The sequence below is a fragment of the Citrobacter sp. ABFQG genome (assembly GCF_004322975.1).
Classification (GTDB): Bacteria; Pseudomonadota; Gammaproteobacteria; order Enterobacterales; family Enterobacteriaceae; genus Citrobacter; species Citrobacter freundii.
In genome coordinates this window covers 1,306,845-1,327,426 of record NZ_CP036435.1, presented here as the reverse complement: position 1 = coordinate 1,327,426, position 20,582 = coordinate 1,306,845, and the positions used below count along the sequence as shown (strand labels likewise).

The window sequence follows — 20,582 nt, the reverse complement described above, 5'->3', positions numbered from 1 at the left end:
GTAATGATTGGTTTACTAGCAGCTCCGGTTATTCATCTTTAACCGGAACACATCAACATGTATACAAAACCTGCACTACTTGAAGATCAATTCATTGATATGAAATTCATTACCCAGCTTACTGGCCTGAGCGATAAATGGTTCTATAAGCTGATACAGGATGGGGCATTCCCTAAACCGATTAAATTGGGCAGAGCTTCCCGTTGGTTAAAAAGCGATCTGGAGGAATGGTTGTATTACCGTATTTACGAATCCCGTAATTAATTACTTTGGAACGATATTTGTCTTGGCCAAGATAATGCCCCCTTCAACGTATTTACAACAGATGCTTCGTGTATTTTAAAACGTAGCGACAAGCGTTGCAGCATAGTAGCAATATCAGCGGGAGGGAGCATGCAGTAAAGCACGCTCTGTAATTACCTCTAACGGATTTCACCTGATTTATGCATTGTTCCGGTATGTGAAGACAGCTCCTAGTGCCTTACAGTAAAATGTGGAACATAAGCGCATCTTCGCACTCCGAAATTAAGGATAAAAAATGTATTCAGATCAACAGCGTAGTTATCTGGCCCATTGGTTAACGTTAAGCGGCAAAGCCGAGGACTCACTGACGCAGACTATCGCCAGTGCGCGAGTTGATATGAATCCCCATCAGGTAGAAGCGGCGATGTTTGCACTTGCATCCCCTTTGTCGAATGGAGTTATTTTGGCCGATGAGGTCGGGCTCGGGAAAACCATTGAGGCCAGTCTGATTCTGGCGCAGAAGTGGGCTGAACGGCGTCGGAAATTATTACTTATTGCTCCGGCCACGCTGCGTAAGCAGTGGAGTCAGGAACTTGAAGAGAAATTTTCATTACCTTCGCGCATTATCGAAGCAAAGAGCTTCAATCAAATGATCAAAGAGGGATGTTGTAATCCATTTGACATTGAAAACTCGACTGGAGAGGCTGCGATATGTATTTGTTCATACGAATTCGCTTCCCGTAAAGAACATGAACTGGCTCGTATTCCATGGGATCTGGTCGTCATGGATGAAGCCCATAAACTGCGAAATATCTACAAGAGCGATGGCGCTAAAACAGCCAAAAAACTCAGTAATGCATTATCTGGCAGGAAAAAAATTCTGCTTTCCGCTACGCCGCTTCAGAACAGCATCCTTGAGCTTTATGGTCTGGTTTCCGTTATTGACCCTCATTTCTTCGGCGATTTGGCCTCGTTTAAGGCCCGTTATTCTCGGCAAAATATTGACGATGCAGAATTGGCGTTACTAAGGGTACGTCTGAATAAGATCTGTAATCGTACGCTTCGCCGACAGGTTCAGCAGGAAGGCGGGATCAGTTTTACCCGCCGTCATTCAATAACAGAAGATTTTCGCCCGACAGAAGACGAAGAAGTTCTCTATAAACAGGTTTCCTCTTATTTGCAGCAAGACGATCTGCTGGCAATCAAAAGCGGTGCTCGTCACCTGGTGACATTAGTCATCCGTAAAATTCTGGCCTCATCATCTACGGCGATTCAGGGAACGCTAGAGACAATGATTCACCGTTTAGAAAATAAAATGCCGGTTTTAGATGCCCTGACTGATTATGAAAATTATGATGATTACAGTGATGAAGAAGGTATCGAGGATGAAGATACGATCGATCCTCGGGCACTACAGGCAGAAATCGATCAGTTAAAAAGTTATAAAACCTTAGCGGAATCTATAACTAAAAACGCCAAGGCGGAGGCATTGTTAAGCGTTCTTAGTCGGGCTTTCGAATTTACAGTAGAACTGGGTGGATTGCGTAAAGCGGTCATTTTTACCGAGTCCGTGCGCACCCAAACCTGGCTAGCGCAACTGCTTTCAGACAATGGGTATGAAGGCGAAGTGGTATTGCTCAACGGCAGTAACAGCGATGCGGCGTCTAGAAAGATTTATAGCGACTGGTTGGAGAAACATCAGAACTCTGGCCGAGTTTCCGGCTCTCGCACGGCGGATATGAAAGCGGCACTGGTCGAAAAATTTAGAGATGAAGGTACTCTGATGATTTGTACCGAGGCCGGTGCAGAAGGTATCAACCTTCAGTTCTGCTCTCTGTTAATCAATTATGACTTACCTTGGAACCCGCAGCGGGTTGAACAACGTATCGGGCGTGTTCACCGTTACGGACAAAAGCACGATGTTGTAGTGGTCAATTTCATTAATAAAGGCAACCGGGCCGATCAGCGTGTGTTTGAACTATTGAGCCAGAAGTTCCAGCTTTTTGAAGGCGTATTTGGTGCATCCGATGATATCCTGGGATCGATAGAATCGGGCGTTGATATTGAACGGCGTATCCATGAGATTTACCAGCACTGCCGCTCCGACGAGCAAATAGAACAGGAGTTTAATCAGCTCCAGGATGAACTCAAAGACCAGCTGGAAAACCGGGAGAATGAAACCCGGCGTTCCTTATTCGAACATTTCGATGTAGATGTCGTCCGAAATCTAAAAACTCGACGCACAACTACCCTCGCACAGTTAAACGTTTATCAGGAAAATCTGCTGCTGCTAGCGGAAATGTTTCTAAGTGACAATAGCGATTTCCAGCACTCTGAAACTGGTTTTCGTTCCTCGGGAAAGTATTATGACGTTAGCTGGCCTGTTGCGGATGAAAAGGATGCAGAATTTTTCCGACCTAATCAGGGATACGGAAAGCAACTGATTGATGAGGCCCTACATGAGGGAAAAGATCTTTCCACATTGCCAGTTTGTCAGAAACTCCATTTCATCTACCAACCCAAGGCAGGACAATTGGCTGATGTAAAATTGCTTTGCCAACAATCAGGGCAGTTGTTACTAGCAAAAGTCAGTATCGGAAATCAAGAACAACAACGAGAGCAGCTACTTGTCGCTGCCGTAACGGAAAATGGTGAGGTAGTGGCGGAAGAAACCGCATCCCGTCTGCTTCGCTTGCCGTTGTCAGAGGTAACATCAATCGAAGAACAGCCTGTGTTACCCACTTTAACCGCACAATGTGAGGTTTTACGGAATTCTTTTATCCAGCAGGTCGAACGTGATAACGAACTTTATTACAATGAAGAAGTAGAAAAACTTGAACGCTGGTCAGAAGATCGTCGCATCGCGCTGGACCTACGCATCAAACAGTTAGATGCAGAAATTAAAGAAGCGCGTAAAACCGCCCGCCAACTTCCTTCGCTGAAAGAGAAGATGGAAGCTAAACGCTCCCTAAAGGCGCTAGAACGCGAGCGGGACAACATCATGTTGCAGTATCATGATGAAAAGAAAAAAATTGAGCAGGAAGAAGACCGCCTGCTGGAAGAGGTTGAACAAAAGCTGGCGACAGAGATAACGTCCAGTCAATTATTTGCGGTGAGCTGGACATTGAATTCACCTTCCGCATGAAGTGTTGTTGTTTCAGGAGTCAATAATGGCTAACGGTAAAGTATTAAGACAGCTGATAAAAGCGGGCGCGACGGGCGACACTGCTACGTTCCGTCGCGTTTCAGAAGCCATTATTGATGAGGAACGTCAGAAACAGCACCATCTTCTGGCTAACGATCTGGAGCATATTCTTTATGGCGATCACATTGTTCAGGCTTCGCGTTCACCTACGTTGCCTCCGGCACCGGTAGACAAAGAAAGGGGGCTGCCACTGTTGGATCTACGGCAGCCGCAGCGCAGCCTCGATGAAATGATCCTTCCAGCTACCAGTGCTACAGTGATCGATGAGCTCCTTGAAGAGCACCGGCGTAGCGATGTATTGCATAGCTATGGGATGAAAGCAGCCAGTAAGATCATGTTTTTCGGGCCACCAGGCTGTGGTAAAACGCTGGCAGCGGAGGTCATTGCCTTTGAGCTGGACATGCCGCTGGCAATTGTCCGCCTTGATGTATTGGTATCCTCATTTCTGGGTGAAACAGCCGCAAATCTGCGTAAAATTTTTGATTTTATTGCCCAACATCCGCTGGTGGTCTTGTTCGATGAATTTGATGCAATAGGTAAAGAACGCGGCGACAGCGGAGAACACGGTGAATTACGCAGGGTCGTCAATGCTGTACTGCAAATGATGGATGCTTATCAGGGCAAAAGTCTAATTCTGGCGGCCACCAACCATGAACATATTTTGGACAGCGCCATTTGGCGTCGTTTCGATGAAGTGATTGAATTTCCTCTGCCAGATCAGACGCAGTTACGCGAGTTGCTGGCGTTAAAGCTACGCGGCATTCGCCGACAGTTTGAACTGGACGATAATGAGTTGTTATCCTTGCTTCATGGTAAAAGTGGTGCAGATATCGAACGCATTGTTCGCCGAGCCACTAAGCACATGATCCTGCGCCATCAGGAATTCCTGACGCTGAAGGATTTAAAAAACGCGATGCAGCGAGAGAACGCCAGAACTCACAGATAAGGGACTGCCATGACGGCGAATTATCAGCATCTAAATATTTCCAAAGCCCCTCTTCAGAATGACCGACGGACCCGCAGAGTCAATATGCCTCGTATTCGCAGAGGCGATTTACGTCTGCATGGACAAATGTTATTGAACCAGCTCCAGACTGTGCGCCCGATGCTGACGCAGGTACCAGGCAGCGCCGCTGATGGTCGATATATACTCAAACTGAACTACAGCGGCACGATGAATTTTTCGGCATTGATACATCATGGAGTAGAGTTTGTCAGTCAGGAAAATAAACAAGTTTGCGTAGTCTTTAGTGACGAGCAAGGGCTGGCTACATTTGCAGAACATCTGTCATCCCTCGGTCTAGGTAATACAGAACTAACCTACAAACAGATCCTGGAGGCGCTTGACGGTATTGAGGGCTGGTCTGCGGAAGATCGCAAAAGCTGGGCTCTTCGGCGTTATGGTTTTCCTGTAGCGGAACGCTTTAAACTGGATGTGGAGCTCTGGCCTATCGAAGTTGCGCATCATCCCAAACGTATCGATCTATATACACGTTTTGAGCACTGGTTACATGAGCAGGATATTTCCAGGCAGGATAAAGTCAATCTGGACAGCCTGTTAATGTACCGGGTCGAGGTTTCACTCGCGCAAGCGGAACACCTATTAGCTCATCGGGACGTTAGGTTTATTGATTTGCCACCGTCTAGTGGCATTAGTTATCAACAAATTAACCGGGACATCAATACACTTCCAGCTCGCCTGAGCTCGCCAGCGGAAAATGCGACCAGGATATGTATTCTGGATAGTGGTATTAATACCAACCATCCTTTGTTAAGCACTGCCATTGCTGAAAGCGCCAGCTTTATTCCCGATCAAGATGCGTTTGATGAACAGGGGCATGGCACTGCCGTTGCCAGTATTGCGTTGTATGGTGATGTTGAGGCTTGTAACCAGAGCAATTTCTGGCAGCCTCAACTATGGCTGTATAATGGAAAAGTACTGAACGAGCAGGCTGAATTTAACGCCGAAACTATTGAAGCTACGCTTGCAGCCGCTGTTGCATATTTTACCGATCTCGGCTGCCGCATTTTCAACCTGTCATTGGGAAACGCTAATGCTCCCTACGACGGCAAACATATCCGCGGGATTGCGTATTTATTAGATACGTTGTCCAGGCAGTACAATGTACTATTTGTTGTGTCTGCAGGGAATTTTGCAGGTAGTGATGAACCGCCTGTGCCGCAAAATAGCTGGCGGGATGAGTATCCTGATTACCTGTTGCATGAGGCAAGCGTTATCATCGATCCAGCTCCTGCACTCAATGTACTGACAGTGGGCAGCATCGCCAAGCATAACGCAACGCACGCTGCACAACGAAGGCCTGAGGATATTCAGCATCTCTGCCCGGCAACAGAAAATCAACCTTCACCTTTTACCCGACATGGTCCATCAATAAAAGGGGCATTTAAACCCGACGTGATGGCACACGGTGGCAGTGTCGCTTCCAATGTGCGGCAAGGGCAATGGCAGGCGCACATGCGTGGTTTGGGCGTATTAAGTTGCCATCACCAGTTTCAGGGCACTACCCTGTTTAAAGAGCTCAGCGGTACCAGCTTCGCCGCACCGTATATTACGCATCTGGCTGGACGCCTGTTAAATGAATACCCGGATATGTCCGCCAGTATGTTACGGGCAATGCTGGTTAATCATGCATCTATCCCTCAGGCGATGGCGCAGGCTTTCCCGCAGGAGATGCGAGAAAGTTATAAAAATGCACCTACAACGAAAAACCGCGAGATAGAACGTGAGGTAACGGGTTACGGCATCATCGATGAAGATGCTTTATACCGCTCTTCAGAATATGTGGTGGTCATGCGATGTGAAGAGCAAATAGAAAATAACGCCCACCAGTTTTTTGAGCTGCCCTTCCCTGCTTCTTTTTTAAGATCACAGCGGGCTACTCGTGAGATCCGCGTTACCCTTGCTTACTCGCCCGCTGTGCGTACCACCCGACTGGACTATACCGCCACGCGGATCAGCTTCCGGCTGGTTAATGGCCGCTCGCTGGATGAGGTGCAGGCCAGTTTTAATCACCAGACGCAGAGTGAAACGGAAACCCGCTCCGATGATGCCCAAACTAACCGGGTTGTATCTGCTCAACAGCGGGAACGCGGTACGGTACAATCATCAGTATGGACTTTCCGTCAGCGTAACCCGAATGAAAAATGGTTTATCGTTGTAACCCGTCAGGACAGAGATTGGGGCGAAGCATTCAGCAGCGAGCAGGAGCCTTACGCACTGGTAGTGACCGCGACCGATCGTGATAACGAACAGGCTCAGCTTTATACACAAATTCAGGCGCAGATCCGTGAACAGGAACGCGCCCGAGCACGTATTGGATAAAAATAGATTATGTCAACGAAGCAAAAATTAGAACTCAACTGGATTGGTAAACATAAACGTCCTCGTCTGGAGCCGCGTATTCTGCTTGAAGACAAAGATTTGTCTTATGGTGATGCGGATAGTGAAAATCTACTGATTCATGGTGATAATCTGCTGGCGTTGAAATCTCTGGAGCAGCAGTATGCGGGGAAGATAAAATGTATATTTATCGACCCACCGTATAATACAGGGAGTGCTTTCTCTCACTATGATGATGGGCTTGAACACTCGATGTGGCTTTCAATGATGAGAGACCGATTAGAGTTGCTTCGTTCGTTACTCAGTGAAGAGGGATCACTTTGGATAACTATTGATGATAATGAGGCTCACTATCTAAAAGTCTTATGTGATGAAGTGTTCGGCAGAGCTAATTTTGTAGCAAATATTGTTTGGCAGAAAAAATATTCCAAGCAGAACGATTCGAAATGGTTCAGCACAAGCCATGATCATATTTTTGTTTATGCAAAAAATAAAAACAAATGGTTCCCAAATAAACTCGAGAGAAGCTCTGATGAACTTAAAGGTTATAAGAACCCTGATAACGACTCTAGAGGACTGTGGCAATCAGTTGTATATACCTGCGCAAAAACCAGATCTGAAAGGCCTAATTTATATTACCCAATCACTCATCCTAAAACAGGTGAAGAAGTATACCCAAGTGAATCCCGTGTTTGGGCATATGACAGAAAAAGGCATGAACAACATATTGCTGATGGTTTACTGTGGTGGGGCGAAAATAATGACAAAGATAAACCTCGATTAAAGTCATTTTTAAGTAAAGTTGGTAATGGAATTGTACCTGATACACTATGGCTCAGAGATAGTGCTGGCGATAATCAAGATGCAAAAAGGGAAGCAAGAAATTTTTTCCCTCAAGGTACGTTTGATACACCAAAACCTGAAAAACTAATCCAAAAAATATTACAGATATCGACCAGCGAAGGAGATATTGTTTTAGATTCATTTGCTGGTTCCGGAACAACTGGAGCGGTTGCTCACAAAATGGGCCGTCGCTGGATTATGGTTGAACTGGGAGATCATTGTCAGACTCATATTGTACCTCGCCTGAAAAAAGTCATCGATGGAGAAGATAAGGGGGGGTTACTAAATCGGCGAATTGGCAAGGCGGCGGTGGTTTTCACTATCTACGTTTAGCCCCCTCACTCATGAAAAAAGATCATTGGGGCAATTGGGTAATCAACAAAGAATACAACGCTGAAATGCTGACAGAAGCCATGTGTAAGCATATGAATTTCACGTATGCACCAAGTCAGACTCAATACTGGAATCATGGCTACAGTACCGAGACTGATTACATCTACGTCACTACCGGTTCTTTGGCTTATGAACAACTCAAAGTTATAAGTGAAGAGGTTGGAACTGAACGCACATTGTTGATCTGCTGCAAAGCCTTTATGACCGAAGGTGCAGAATTTCCTAACCTGACATTGGTAAAAATTCCTCGTGCCATTCTAAGTAAATGCGAATGGGATCAGGACGACTATAGCTTTACGCTAAATGTACTCTCTGATTCAGAACAACCTGACGATATTGACTACGACGAAGATACTGAAGGCGAAGAACAATTATGAGCCAAAGCAACGCCATAAAAATTGCCAATCGGATTAGTGCACGACTGTCACTGCGCGATCCGCAGGATGAATCATTGCGCATCTTATGTGACGTGCTCGAACAGCTCGGTCTCAGCAAAGATCCCGATCTTGATCGCTGGATTGAATTGCTGCGTCAGCAGTATCCCACAGTGAAAGGATTTGAACGTGCCTTCCCTTCACTATGCTTTGCACTAGCTACAGGTGTGGGTAAAACACGCTTAATGGGAGCGATGATTGCTTGGTTATACTTAACCGGACGCAGCCGCCATTTTTTCGTGCTAGCTCCAAACCTGACCATCTATGAGAAACTCAAGATGGACTTTTTACCTGGCTCGCCAAAGTATGTTTTTCAGGGCATTCCTGAACTAGCACAAACACCGCCGGTACTAATTACTGGTGATGACTATCAGGAAGGGCGAGGCGTTCGTCTGGATTATGCGATTGCTGAAAGCAAAACGGGTGATCTTTTTGGCAGCGAAACAGCTCCACACATTAATATCTTCAATATTTCCAAAATCAACGCGCTGGAAAATGCCAAAGGTGCAACTAAATCCAAAGTCGCTAAAATCCGACGCATTCAGGAATACGTCGGAGAATCTTATTTTAGCTATCTTGCAAACTTGCCCGATTTAGTTGTTTTGATGGATGAAGCCCACCGTTACTATGCTAGTGCGGGTGCACAAGCGCTTAACGATCTTAACCCAGTATTAGGTATTGAATTAACCGCCACCCCGAAAACCGTAGGTGCAAACCCACGTGATTTTAAAAATATTATTTATCACTATCCCCTTTCGCGTGCACTAAAAGACGGATACGTCAAAATTCCAGCTGTTGCTACGCGCAAAGAATTCCGTGCTGCCAACTACTCTGAAGAGCAGTTGGAAAAAATTAAGCTGGAAGACGGAATCCACCATCATGAATACGTGAAAACGGAACTAACCAGCTTTGCCAACAACACCGGTAACAAACTGGTCAAACCTTTTATGCTAGTCGTTGCGCAGGATACCGATCATGCGGACAGGCTAAAAGTACGCATTGAACACGACGATTTTTTCAATGGCGCTTACAAAGGCAAAGTAATCACCGTTCACTCGAACCAAACGGGTGAAGAATCAGAAGAAACTATGCAGCGACTTTTGGCCGTCGAGCATGACAAAGACACCGAAATCGTCATTCATGTCAACAAGTTAAAAGAGGGATGGGACGTTACAAATCTGTACACTATCGTTCCATTACGTGCTTCTGCCTCTGAAATCCTGACTGAGCAGACCATAGGCCGAGGACTGCGCCTTCCCTACGGCAAAAGAACCGGCGTCGAAGCCGTCGATCGCCTGACGATTATTGCCCATGACCGTTTTCAGGAGATTATCGATCGTGCCAATAACGATGACTCGATTATCAAGAAAGTTCTGTATATCGGGCTGGATGATGATGAAAACGGTATTCCAGAAGTAAAACCCCAGCAAATTATCGTACCATCAATGGCTGAATTCCTGTTGGGAAATCAAGTCATTGATAATAATGGGTTGCAGGCTTGTGAACCTCAAGCAATATATCAGACAAACTCCATATCAAAACCGGTACTCAATACGGAAACAGAACGTAAAGTCGCAGAACTCACGTTTAAAGTGGTGTCAGAAGAAGCTAAACGGTTAACCAGCAGTCAGCAACTCAGCACGCCAGAGGTGAAAGCAAACGTAACTCGACGGGTACAACAAGCCTTGCGTGAATGGGAAGTGACTCAACATCAAATCTCATCGTCTTCGGATCAACTCGATTTGACGGAAATGATTGAAGAGCAAGTTGAACAGCCAAGTTTCCTTTCAATGGAGGATACGGAAGTTCAGGAGTTGGTCGGGACGATCACCGAAAAACTGATGGAATATACTATCGATATTCCTCGAATCGTGGTTTTGCCAGAACGTGAAGTCAATTACGGGTTTAATGATTTCAACCTTTCCGGATTGGATCGCATTGCGCTCAAACCCGGCAGTAAAGAGCTCTTACTCACGCATCTGGAAAATAACGAACAGCGGACAATCAGTTGGCAGGAAGGTGGAGAAGCGGAAGAACGGCTAGAAAACTATCTCATTCGTTATCTGCTCGACCATGATGAAATTGATTACGACGAACATGCCGACATGCTTTACAAACTGGCCGGACAGATGGTGAACCATTTGTGCAGTTATCAGCCGCCGGAAGATTCAGAATCCGTTCTGAAAAATGCGGGTCGGCAGCTGGCTGAATTTATATGGGTGCAAATCAAACAGAATATGTGGACAACGCCAACGGGCTATACCGGACGTATAACTCAGGGCTTTGATGTAATACATCCAGCGACGTTCAATTTTGCCGGTAATGAAAAACCGAGAGATTTCCGTATTGCAGTTCCCGCAGGAGAAAAAAATAAAGTCCGCCAGATGATTTTCACTGGTTTTACTAAATGCTGTTACCCTTATCAGAAATTTGACTCTGTAGATGGGGAGCTCCGCCTAGCTCAAATATTGGAGAATGACCCCTCAGTGATTCGTTGGATGAAACCTCGTCCAGGTCAGTTCCGTATCGAATATGCTAATGGTAGAAATTATGAACCTGATTTCGTTGTCGAAATGGACAATGGCTATTGCCTGATTGAACCGAAAAAAGCGACAGAAATCGACACGCCAGAAGTTCAGGCCAAAACGCGAGCGGCTATCCGTTGGTGCGAATTTGCAAATCAAAATGCTGAGAAACTTAATGGGAAATCATGGCAATATGCTCTTATCCCCCATGATGAAATTGAGTTAAGTCGTTCAATTTCTGGACTAATGGCTGATTTTATGATGACAAATAGTTTATCTGTATAATAGCTATTTTGGAATAATGACGAGAACCATCCTTAGACGGTATAATGCTATCTAAGGATGGTTTAACATAAAAAAAGATAAAAAATGAATCTAGGAAATGAGTTCCCTAAAAAGCAGAATGTTTATAAAGGCATGTGGTATTTAATCACTAACACCAAACTATTTGTATTATCCGCAGCCGAAAACTCAATGGCATTTGAGCTTGAGAAAGAAGAGTATCAACGGAAACTCAAACAAGGAAATTACAGTCTTGATCCAAAAAATCATACCTATTCTCATCCCCAGAGGCTAAAAGAATTACGAACTTTGTTACTCAAGACAACAGTCTATATTTTTAGCATCATCATTTTAATAGCAGGCATTGGTTTTTATACGGGAGCATTAAAAATAACACCCCATCTGTCATGGAAAAATAGTGCCAGCGCATTAGGTATTATTTTAATTTCATGGTCTACATTATTTCAATTAGGCTGGGGAAATGGCTCATGGAGTGGAACGTGTCTGGATGAATTGGTAAGAAATTCTCTTTTTCGTCATATTTTTAGCATTGGTGTATTTGTGAGTTTATTATATTTCGTTCTGCCAGAATGACTATCCCACCTCCTCCCTACTAAATCTGTGGCTTATTCATAAGGAGCTTGAAGAGAGCAGATTGTCCGACCAAGGGCAACAATGATCATTATCCCTTCCAATAGATCCATTTTTGGCAGAATAAAGGCGGCACTTCACGCCGCCGCCCATGATCAGCGCCATTCAACAATTTGAATTATAATCACGTTTTATTATTGGTTTTCCCAAAATCAAACGGACTAACCCCTTTCTCCCGATTCGCATCCAGATAATCCGCCCACCACTGCACCATCAGCCTACGCTCCCCCAAGTGTTCAGCCTTATGAATATAAGCCGCACGCACAGAGTTACGTTCCTGGTGACTCATCTGCCGTTCAACCGCATCCTTCGACCACAATCCCGACTCGATTAACGAACTACAAGCCATTGTCCTGAAACCATGCCCGCAAACCTCAACCTTCGTATCGTAACCCATCACTCGCAAAGCCTTATTCACCGTGTTTTCACTCATCGGCTTACGCGGATCGTGATCACCAACGAAAATCAATTCGCGGTTTCCACTCATGCTTTTGATCTTTTCCAGAATGGCAAGAGCTTGTCGAGATAAGGGTACAAGATGTGGAGTCCGCATCTTCGAACCACGCTGAGAATGCTTTACACCTTCCAGCGGTTCACGCTCACCAGGGATCGTCCACATAGCCGTTTCAAAATCCACTTCTGTCCAACGGGCAAAACGCAGCTCGCTTGAACGGATGAAAACCAACAAAGTGAGTTCAACCGCCAGTCGGGTTAACGGCCTGCCAGAATAGTGATCGATGCGGTGAAGCAATTCAGGAATGCGATTAAGTTCCAAAGCAGCACGATGCTGTCTTTTCGCCGTAGCAACCGCACCAGCAATCTCCTGCGCGGGGTTATAGTCGATTAAGCCACTCTGAACGGCAAAGCGCATAATCGCAGTAGTTCGCTGTTGTAAACGGGCGGCAACTTCGAGCCGCCCGGATGACTCGACAGCTTTGATGGGTACAAGCAGATCCCGTGTCTTCAATTCAGCAATGTTCCGCTTACCGATGGCAGCAAAGAGATTATCTTCGAGGCTTTTCAATACACGAGCGCTATGCGATGCAGACCACTTCTGATTGCTGGCGTGCCACTCTCTAGCTACCACTTCAAACGTTATCGCCTCTTGCTCCTGCTCTACCTTAACGGCTTTCTTGTTCTCACTGGGATCGACGCCATTAGCTAACAGCTTACGGGCTTCATCGCGACGAGCCCTGGCATCCGCCAGCGAAACCTCAGGATATTTCCCAAGCGCCAGCATCTTCTCCTTACCGCCAAAACGATAACGCAGCCGCCAATATTTGGAACCGTTAGGGTGAACAAGCAAAACCATACCTTCACCATCAGTAAGTTTATAAGCTTTTACTTCAGGCTTAGCCGAACGAACCTTCACATCACTCAGAGCCATGATGAGTATCCTTTCAAGGGTTCTGTGTGGGTACAAACATTATCGAACCGGGATATACCCGCAGTTGTACCCGCATCAGTTAGTTGATGTAGATTGAATCAGGTTGACTTAGGTTGAGTGAAAAAGCGAGGAAAGCCTTGCGGATACTGGATTTCAGACACAAAAAAAGACGTCCGTTGACGTCTATTGATGTTCCGATGGTGCCGAAGGCCGGACTCGAACCGGCACGTATTTCTACGGTTGATTTTGAATCAACTGCGTCTACCGATTTCGCCACTCCGGCACGGAAGGGATGCGGAAAACGTTGTGGATTATACCTGTCGTGCGCCACCATGCAAGCGCCAGCGTGTGTCTGGCTCGCTAAGTGTTGAAAATTTCAGCATTACCTTTCTTACCTGTAACCCTCATCACAGTTTACCCGCTTCTTAATCCCCCCTTCTGCGAAGCGTCCCGTTTCCCCATGCTCTACACTTCCAGTTCAACACCACACTGAGGGAAACACGATGTCGATGATAAAAAGCTACGCCGCTAAAGAAGCAGGCAGCGAACTCGAACTCTATGAATATGATGCGGGCGAGCTCAAGCCGGAAGATGTCGAAGTCCAGGTCGATTACTGCGGTATCTGCCATTCTGATTTGTCGATGATAGACAACGAATGGGGGTTCTCTCAGTATCCGCTGGTTGCCGGGCATGAGGTGATTGGTCGCGTGGCGGCGCTCGGCAGCGCGGCGCAGGATAAGGGCCTGAAGGTTGGTCAACGCGTCGGCGTTGGCTGGACGGCACGCAGCTGCGGGCACTGCGACGCCTGTATCAGCGGTAATCAAATCAACTGCCTGGAAGGTTCCGTTCCCACTATTCTTAATCGCGGCGGCTTTGCCGAGAAGCTGCGGGCCGACTGGCAGTGGGTGATCCCGCTGCCGGAGAGTATCGATCTGGCGGCCGCTGGCCCATTATTGTGCGGCGGCATTACGGTGTTCAAACCGCTGCTGATGCACCATATCACCGCCACCAGCCGCGTCGGGGTGATCGGCATCGGCGGCCTGGGGCATATCGCCATTAAGCTGTTGCATGCGATGGGCTGCGAAGTGACCGCGTTCAGCTCCAATCCGGCGAAAGAGCAGGAAGTGCTGGCGATGGGGGCAGATAAGGTGGTCAACAGCCGCGATCCAGATGCGCTAAAAGCGCTGGCGGGCCAGTTCGATCTCATCATTAACACGGTTAACGTCGATCTCGACTGGCAGCCCTATTTTGAAGCGCTGGCCTACGGCGGTAACTTCCATACCGTCGGTGCAGTGCTGAAGCCGCTGCCGGTTCCGGCGTTTACCTTAATTGCCGGGGATCGCAGCATCTCCGGTTCGGCGACCGGGACGCCATTCGAGCTGCGCAAGCTGATGAAGTTTGCCGGGCGCAGCAAGGTGTCGCCTACCACCGAGCTGTACCCGATGTCGCAAATTAACGAAGCAATCCAGCATGTGCGTGACGGCAAAGCCCGCTACCGCGTGGTGCTGAAAGCCGACTTCTGATCGTCTTTGTCGGGTGGCGTAAGCTTCCCGGCTATTCTCCCCGCTATTCCAGGCAGGTAAAATTCTCCTCACAATCTCCGCAATTTAGCGGTGAAGAGTGCGTCACGGTTGCCTATACTCCAGGCAGGATAAATGGAGGAAATCTCAATGAGCGCACCCCTGCTAATTGCCCGCACGCCGGACACCGAACTGTTTTTACTGCCAGGCATGGCCAACCGTCACGGGCTGATTACCGGCGCGACCGGGACCGGTAAAACCGTCACACTACAAAAGCTGGCCGAATCGCTGTCCGGGATTGGCGTACCGGTATTTATGGCCGATGTGAAAGGTGACTTAACCGGCGTAGCCGAAGAAGGACAAGCCTCTGAAAAGCTACTCGCCCGCCTGAAAAACATCGGCATTACCGACTGGCAACCGCATGGTAATCCGGTCACGGTGTGGGATATCTTCGGCGAAAAGGGTCACCCGGTGCGAGCCACGGTATCTGACCTCGGACCGCTGCTGCTGGCCCGTCTGTTGAATCTCAACGACGTTCAGTCCGGCGTGCTGGATATTATCTTCCGCATTGCCGATGACCAGGGCCTGCTGCTGCTCGATTTCAAAGACCTGCGGGCCATTACTCAGTACATCGGCGATAACGCTAAATCCTTCCAGAATCAGTACGGCAATATCAGCAGCGCTTCGGTCGGGGCTATCCAGCGCGGACTGCTGTCGCTGGAGCAGCAGGGAGCGGCACACTTCTTTGGCGAACCGATGCTGGACATCAAAGACTGGATGCGTACCGACGCCAGCGGCAAAGGGATGATTAATATCCTCAGCGCCGAGAAGCTCTACCAGATGCCCAAACTGTACGCCGCCAGCCTGCTGTGGATGCTCTCAGAACTGTACGAACAGTTGCCGGAAGCGGGCGATCTGGAGAAACCAAAACTGGTGTTCTTCTTTGATGAAGCGCATCTGCTGTTCAACGATGCCCCGCAGGTGTTGCTGGATAAAATCGAACAGGTGATCCGTCTGATCCGCTCGAAAGGGGTCGGCGTGTGGTTCGTCTCGCAAAACCCGTCGGATATTCCGGACAACGTGCTTGGCCAGTTGGGGAACCGCGTGCAGCACGCCTTGCGCGCGTTCACGCCGAAAGATCAGAAAGCAGTGAAAACCGCGGCGCAAACCATGCGCGCCAACCCGGCATTTGATACCGAAAAAGCCATTCAGGAGCTGGGAACCGGCGAGGCGCTGGTGTCGTTTCTGGACGCCAAAGGCAGCCCGTCGGTGGTTGAACGGGCGATGGTGATTGCGCCGTGCTCACGGATGGGACCGGTGACGGACGACGAGCGCAACGGGCTGATTAATCACTCTTCGCTGTACGGCAAATATGAAGAAGATATCGACCGAGAGTCCGCCTATGAACGTTTACAGCAAGGCGTGCAGGCCAGTACCGAGCAGCAAAATACGCCTCCCGCCAACGGTAAAGCGGTCGAGGTGGATGGCGGTATCCTCGGTGGATTGAAGGATATTTTATTTGGCAGCACAGGGCCGCGCGGCGGCAAGCGTGATGGCGTGGTACAGAGCGTGGCGAAAAGCGCGGCACGACAGGTTACTAATCAGATAATCCGCGGCATGTTGGGGAGTTTGATGGGCGGGAGAAAACGCTAGCCCGTATTACGTTGCCGGATGGCGGCTTAACGCCTTATCCGGCCTACGGGTCCGGAGTAGGCCTGAAAAGCGCAACGCCATCAGGCCTACGATTACTATGATTACGATTTACGCAGCATCAGCCACAGGCTTATCAGGAAGAAGCTGGCGCTTGGCAGCAGCGCACCGATAATCGGCGGAATGCCGTACACCAGCGTCAGCGGGCCAAAGATTTGGTCCAGCACATAGAACACAAAACCGAAGCTAATCCCCGTCACCACACGCACACCCATCGGGACGCTACGCAGCGGACCAAAGATAAACGACAGCGCCATCAGCATCATGACCGCCACTGACAGAGGCTGGAAGACTTTGCTCCACATATTGAGCTGGTAGCGTCCGGCATCCTGGCCGCTCGACTTCAGGTACTTCACGTAGTTATGCAGTCCGCTAATCGACAGCGCGTCAGGATCCAACGCCACGACGCCGAGCTTGTCGGGCGTGAGATTGGTTTTCCAGGTGCCGCTCACCGTCTGCGAGCCGGTGATTTGTTTCGGATCGGTCAGGTTGGATTCATCCACCTGCGACAAACGCCAAACCTTCTGCTCCGGGTCAAACGTCGCGCTCGCAGCGTAGCGTACAGACTGCAGACGGCGCTTGTCGTTAAACGAGTAGATGCTAATCCCGCCCAACTCGGCCTCGCCTTTCACCCGCTCGATGTAGACAAAGCTGTCACCGTCTTTCGCCCACAAACCCTGCTGGGTAGAGAGCAGCGAGCCGCCGTACATCTGCTGCGCACGGTAGTTACGCGCCATCTGTTCACCCTGCGGTGCGACCCATTCGCCAATGGCCATCGTCAGCAGCACCAGCGGAATCGCGGTTTTCATCACCGATAACGCCACCTGCATACGGGTAAAGCCAGAAGCCTGCATCACCACCAGTTCACTGCGCTGGGCCAGCATGCCCAGCCCCAGCAATGCCCCCAGCAGCGCCGCCATCGGGAAGAAGATCTGGATATCTTTCGGCGCACTGAGCAGGGTATACAGCCCGGCGCCCATCGCATCGTAGCTCCCCTGCCCGGCTTTTTTCAGCTGGTCAACGAACTTGATGATCCCGGAGAGCGACACCAGCATGAACAGCGTCATCATGATGGTGGTGAAAATGGTTTTACCGATATAGCGGTCAAGTACACCAAAAGGCTGCATTATACCGCTCCTTTACGCATAAAACGGGCACGCAAGCGGCGCATCGGCACCGTATCCCAGAGGTTAAGCACAATCGCCAGCGCCAGATAAGCCAGGTTAACCACCCACATCCAGAACACCGGATCCAGCTTACCTTTACCACCGTTCGACTTCAGCGATGTCTGAACCAGGAAGAACAGCAAATAGAGCAGCATTGCTGGCAGCATCGACAACACGCGACCCTGACGCGGGTTTACCACGCTCAGCGGTACAACCATCAGCGCCATCATAAATACGGTGAATACTAACGTGATACGCCAGGTCAGCTCCGCGCGGGCGCGATCGGTGTCGGTCGCCAGCAGCGTACGCATGGTCATCTGTTCGGTATCGTTTGGATCCAGCGCCACGGCCTGATGGCCGATAATCGCCTGATAATCCTGGAAGTCGGTAATGCGGAAATCGCGCAGCAGCGCGGTACCTTCAAAGCGCGTCCCCTGGTTTAGCGTCACAACCTGAGAGCCATCGCGCAATTGGGTAAGATGTCCGGAATCGGCTACGACGACCGAAGGACGAGCGTTGCCTTTCGGGCGGATTTGCGCGAGAAACACGTCTTTGAAGTTGCTGCCGTCAACGCTTTCGATAAACAGCACCGAACTGCCGTTGGTCGCCTGCTGGAATTGCCCCTGAGCAAGCGCCGCCATACCGGGGTTCGCTTTCGCCTCTGCCAGGACTTCGTCCTGATGTCTGGAGGACCACGGTCCGGCCCACATCACGTTGACCGCCGCAATAATACTGGTAAACAACGCCAGCACCATCGCCGCTTTAACAAGCACAGCCTTGCTCAGCCCGCAGGCATGCATGACCGTAATTTCACTTTCGGTATACAGTTTGCCCAGCGTCATCAGCAGCCCGAGGAACAGGCTTAAGGGCAAGATAAGTTGCGCCATTTCTGGCACGCCCAGCCCCAGCAGCGAGAGCACCAGATTTGCCGGGATATCACCGTCAACAGCCGCACCAAGGATCCTGACCAACTTTTGACAAAAGAAGATCAAAAGCAGGATGAATAGGATCGCAAGTTGGCTTTTGAGCGTTTCCCGAACCAGATATCTTATGATTATCACTTTAAATACGCCCGTAAAAACCCGTCTTTTGCCGGAATTTAGCTTGTTTCATGGCTTAAACGTCATTTATTCTCTTGAGTCGTCGAAATCGTCGCTAAGATCATTATACTCAACGGATCCACCTCTCAGAAATTGTTCTGACGTGCCAATGCCGTAATAACGTTAAGATTAACACGAAGTCACCGCAACAGCGGGTATGAGTTACGAAAGCTTGCAATTCTATCCGTAGCCACCGCCGTTGTCTTTAAGATTCAGGAGCGTAGTGCATGGAGTTCAGTGTAAAAAGCGGTAGCCCGGAGAAACAGCGGAGTGCGTGCATCGTCGTGGGTGTCTTTGAACCACGCCGCCTCTCTCCGATTGCAGAGCAGCTCGACAAGATCAGCGACGGGTACATCAGCGCACTGCTGCGTCGTGGCGAACTGGAAGGCAAACCGGGTCAAACCCTGTTGCTGCACCATGTTCCTAACGTTCTGTCTGAGCGAATTCTCCTCATTGGTTGTGGCAAAGAGCGCGAACTTGACGAGCGCCAGTACAAGCAGGTCATTCAGAAAACCATCAATACGCTGAATGATACTGGCTCAATGGAAGCCGTCTGCTTTCTGACTGAGCTGCACGTCAAAGGGCGCAATAACTACTGGAAAGTGCGCCAGGCCGTTGAGACGGCACAGGAAACGCTGTACAGCTTTGACCAGTTGAAGACCAACAAAAGCGAGCCGCGTCGCCCGCTGCGTAAAATGGTCTTCAACGTGCCGACCCGCCGCGAGCTGACCAGCGGTGAGCGTGCGATCCAACACGGTCTGGCAATCGCCGCTGGCATTAAAGCGGCGAAAGATCTCGGCAACATGCCGCCGAACATCTGTAACGCAGCTTATCTGGCCTCTCAGGCGCGTCAGCTGGCAGACAGCTACAGCAAAAATGTTGTGACCCGCGTGATCGGCGAGCAGCAGATGAAAGAGCTGGGTATGCACTCTTATCTCGCCGTCGGTCACGGTTCGCAGAACGAGTCGCTGATGTCAGTCATCGAGTACAAAGGCAACCCGTCCGAAGACGCGCGTCCAATTGTACTGGTCGGTAAAGGGTTAACCTTCGACTCCGGCGGTATCTCCATCAAACCAGCCGAAGGCATGGATGAGATGAAGTACGACATGTGCGGCGCGGCGGCTGTGTACGGCGTAATGCGCATGGTTGCCGAGCTTCAGTTGCCCATCAACGTCGTCGGCGTACTGGCGGGCTGCGAAAATATGCCGGGTGGCCGCGCGTATCGCCCAGGCGACGTGCTGACCACCATGTCTGGTCAGACCGTTGAAGTGCTCAATACCGACGCCGAAGGCCGTCTGGTGCTGTGCGACGTGTTAACCTACGTCGAGCGCTTTGAGCCGGAGGCGGTGATTGACGTTGCGACCCTGACCGGCGCGTGCGTGATTGCGCTGGGCCATCACATCACCGGCCTGATGTCGAACCACAACCCGCTGGCGCATGAGCTGATCGGTGCGTCCGAGCAGGCTGGCGACCGCGCGTGGCGTTTGCCGCTGGGTGATGAATACCAGGAGCAGTTAGAGTCTAACTTTGCGGATATGGCGAACATCGGCGGACGCCCTGGCGGCGCCATTACCGCGGGCTGCTTCCTGTCACGCTTTACCCGTAAGTACAACTGGGCGCACCTGGATATCGCCGGTACCGCATGGCGTTCCGGTAAGGCCAAAGGTGCAACCGGTCGTCCGGTCGCGTTACTGTCGCAGTTCCTGCTCAATCGCGCGGGTTTTAACGGCGAAGAGTGATGTAAAACGCCGGGTGGCGGCTT

Annotated in this window: 15 protein-coding genes and 1 tRNA gene; 11 read left to right on the top strand and 5 right to left on the bottom strand. The window is 49.4% G+C overall.

What is annotated here, in order from left to right:
- Positions 1 to 57 precede the first annotated feature (57 nt).
- The 8 genes from WN16_RS06460 (at position 58) to WN16_RS24415 (ending at position 11,880) form a co-directional block, all read left to right on the top strand.
- Positions 58 to 264 (top strand): AlpA family transcriptional regulator, encoded by a 207-nt coding sequence (locus WN16_RS06460; protein ID WP_053266270.1) that lies wholly within the window; start codon positions 58 to 60, stop codon positions 262 to 264.
- A 274-nt stretch (positions 265 to 538) separates the two neighbouring features.
- Positions 539 to 3,388: an SNF2-related protein gene (locus WN16_RS06455; protein WP_074174195.1), complete on the top strand. Its 2,850-nt coding sequence runs from the start codon at positions 539 to 541 to the stop codon at positions 3,386 to 3,388.
- Positions 3,389 to 3,413: 25 nt separating this feature from the next.
- Positions 3,414 to 4,394: an ATP-binding protein gene (locus tag WN16_RS06450; protein ID WP_048887777.1), complete on the top strand. Its 981-nt coding sequence runs from the start codon at positions 3,414 to 3,416 to the stop codon at positions 4,392 to 4,394.
- A 9-nt stretch (positions 4,395 to 4,403) separates the two neighbouring features.
- Positions 4,404 to 6,791 (top strand): S8 family peptidase, encoded by a 2,388-nt coding sequence (locus tag WN16_RS06445; RefSeq protein ID WP_063844618.1) that lies wholly within the window; start codon positions 4,404 to 4,406, stop codon positions 6,789 to 6,791.
- 9 nt (positions 6,792 to 6,800) lie between these two features.
- A complete protein-coding gene (locus tag WN16_RS06440; RefSeq protein ID WP_242673183.1) occupies positions 6,801 to 7,985 on the top strand; it encodes a site-specific DNA-methyltransferase in 1,185 nt (394 codons plus the stop codon).
- A gap of 11 nt (positions 7,986 to 7,996) precedes the next feature.
- Complete coding sequence (locus tag WN16_RS24495; protein ID WP_242673182.1) at positions 7,997 to 8,422, top strand: hypothetical protein; 426 nt, start codon at positions 7,997 to 7,999, stop codon at positions 8,420 to 8,422.
- Entirely contained in the window at positions 8,419 to 11,289 is a 2,871-nt protein-coding gene (locus tag WN16_RS06435; protein WP_063844616.1) for a DEAD/DEAH box helicase family protein, read from the top strand. The genes WN16_RS24495 and WN16_RS06435 overlap by 4 nt, the downstream gene beginning before the upstream one ends.
- An 84-nt stretch (positions 11,290 to 11,373) precedes the next feature.
- Entirely contained in the window at positions 11,374 to 11,880 is a 507-nt protein-coding gene (locus WN16_RS24415) for a hypothetical protein (protein ID WP_063844615.1), read from the top strand.
- Between the two features lie 181 nt (positions 11,881 to 12,061).
- Here WN16_RS24415 and WN16_RS06425 read toward each other — a convergent pair whose 3' ends face one another.
- Both WN16_RS06425 and WN16_RS06420 read right to left on the bottom strand, forming a co-directional pair.
- Positions 12,062 to 13,324, bottom strand: a complete 1,263-nt coding sequence (locus tag WN16_RS06425) for an integrase arm-type DNA-binding domain-containing protein (RefSeq protein WP_063844613.1) — start codon at positions 13,322 to 13,324, stop codon at positions 12,062 to 12,064.
- A gap of 198 nt (positions 13,325 to 13,522) precedes the next feature.
- A tRNA-Leu gene (locus WN16_RS06420) sits at positions 13,523 to 13,607 on the bottom strand.
- A gap of 220 nt (positions 13,608 to 13,827) precedes the next feature.
- Between WN16_RS06420 and WN16_RS06415 the strand changes: the two genes are divergently transcribed.
- Together WN16_RS06415 and WN16_RS06410 are read left to right on the top strand one after the other, a co-directional pair.
- Positions 13,828 to 14,847 (top strand): NAD(P)-dependent alcohol dehydrogenase, encoded by a 1,020-nt coding sequence (locus tag WN16_RS06415; protein WP_044699125.1) that lies wholly within the window; start codon positions 13,828 to 13,830, stop codon positions 14,845 to 14,847.
- Positions 14,848 to 14,994: 147 nt separating this feature from the next.
- Positions 14,995 to 16,497, top strand: a complete 1,503-nt coding sequence (locus WN16_RS06410) for a helicase HerA-like C-terminal domain-containing protein (protein ID WP_003839633.1) — start codon at positions 14,995 to 14,997, stop codon at positions 16,495 to 16,497.
- A 101-nt stretch (positions 16,498 to 16,598) separates the two neighbouring features.
- Here WN16_RS06410 and lptG read toward each other — a convergent pair whose 3' ends face one another.
- From lptG to WN16_RS24490, 3 genes are all read right to left on the bottom strand, one after another.
- Positions 16,599 to 17,681, bottom strand: coding sequence for an LPS export ABC transporter permease LptG (gene lptG, locus WN16_RS06405; RefSeq protein WP_003025875.1), 1,083 nt, complete (start codon positions 17,679 to 17,681; stop codon positions 16,599 to 16,601).
- Entirely contained in the window at positions 17,681 to 18,781 is a 1,101-nt protein-coding gene (gene lptF, locus WN16_RS06400; RefSeq protein WP_003839630.1) for an LPS export ABC transporter permease LptF, read from the bottom strand. Before lptF ends, lptG begins: the two co-directional genes overlap by 1 nt.
- Before the next feature lie 62 nt (positions 18,782 to 18,843).
- Positions 18,844 to 18,894 carry a hypothetical protein gene (locus WN16_RS24490; RefSeq protein ID WP_212723231.1) on the bottom strand — a complete coding sequence of 17 codons (51 nt, stop codon included), beginning with the start codon at positions 18,892 to 18,894 and terminating at the stop codon, positions 18,844 to 18,846.
- A 153-nt stretch (positions 18,895 to 19,047) separates the two neighbouring features.
- On the opposite strand from WN16_RS24490, the gene pepA reads away from it, so the two are divergent.
- Positions 19,048 to 20,559 (top strand): leucyl aminopeptidase, encoded by a 1,512-nt coding sequence (pepA, locus tag WN16_RS06390; protein ID WP_003025870.1) that lies wholly within the window; start codon positions 19,048 to 19,050, stop codon positions 20,557 to 20,559.
- Positions 20,560 to 20,582 lie beyond the last annotated feature (23 nt).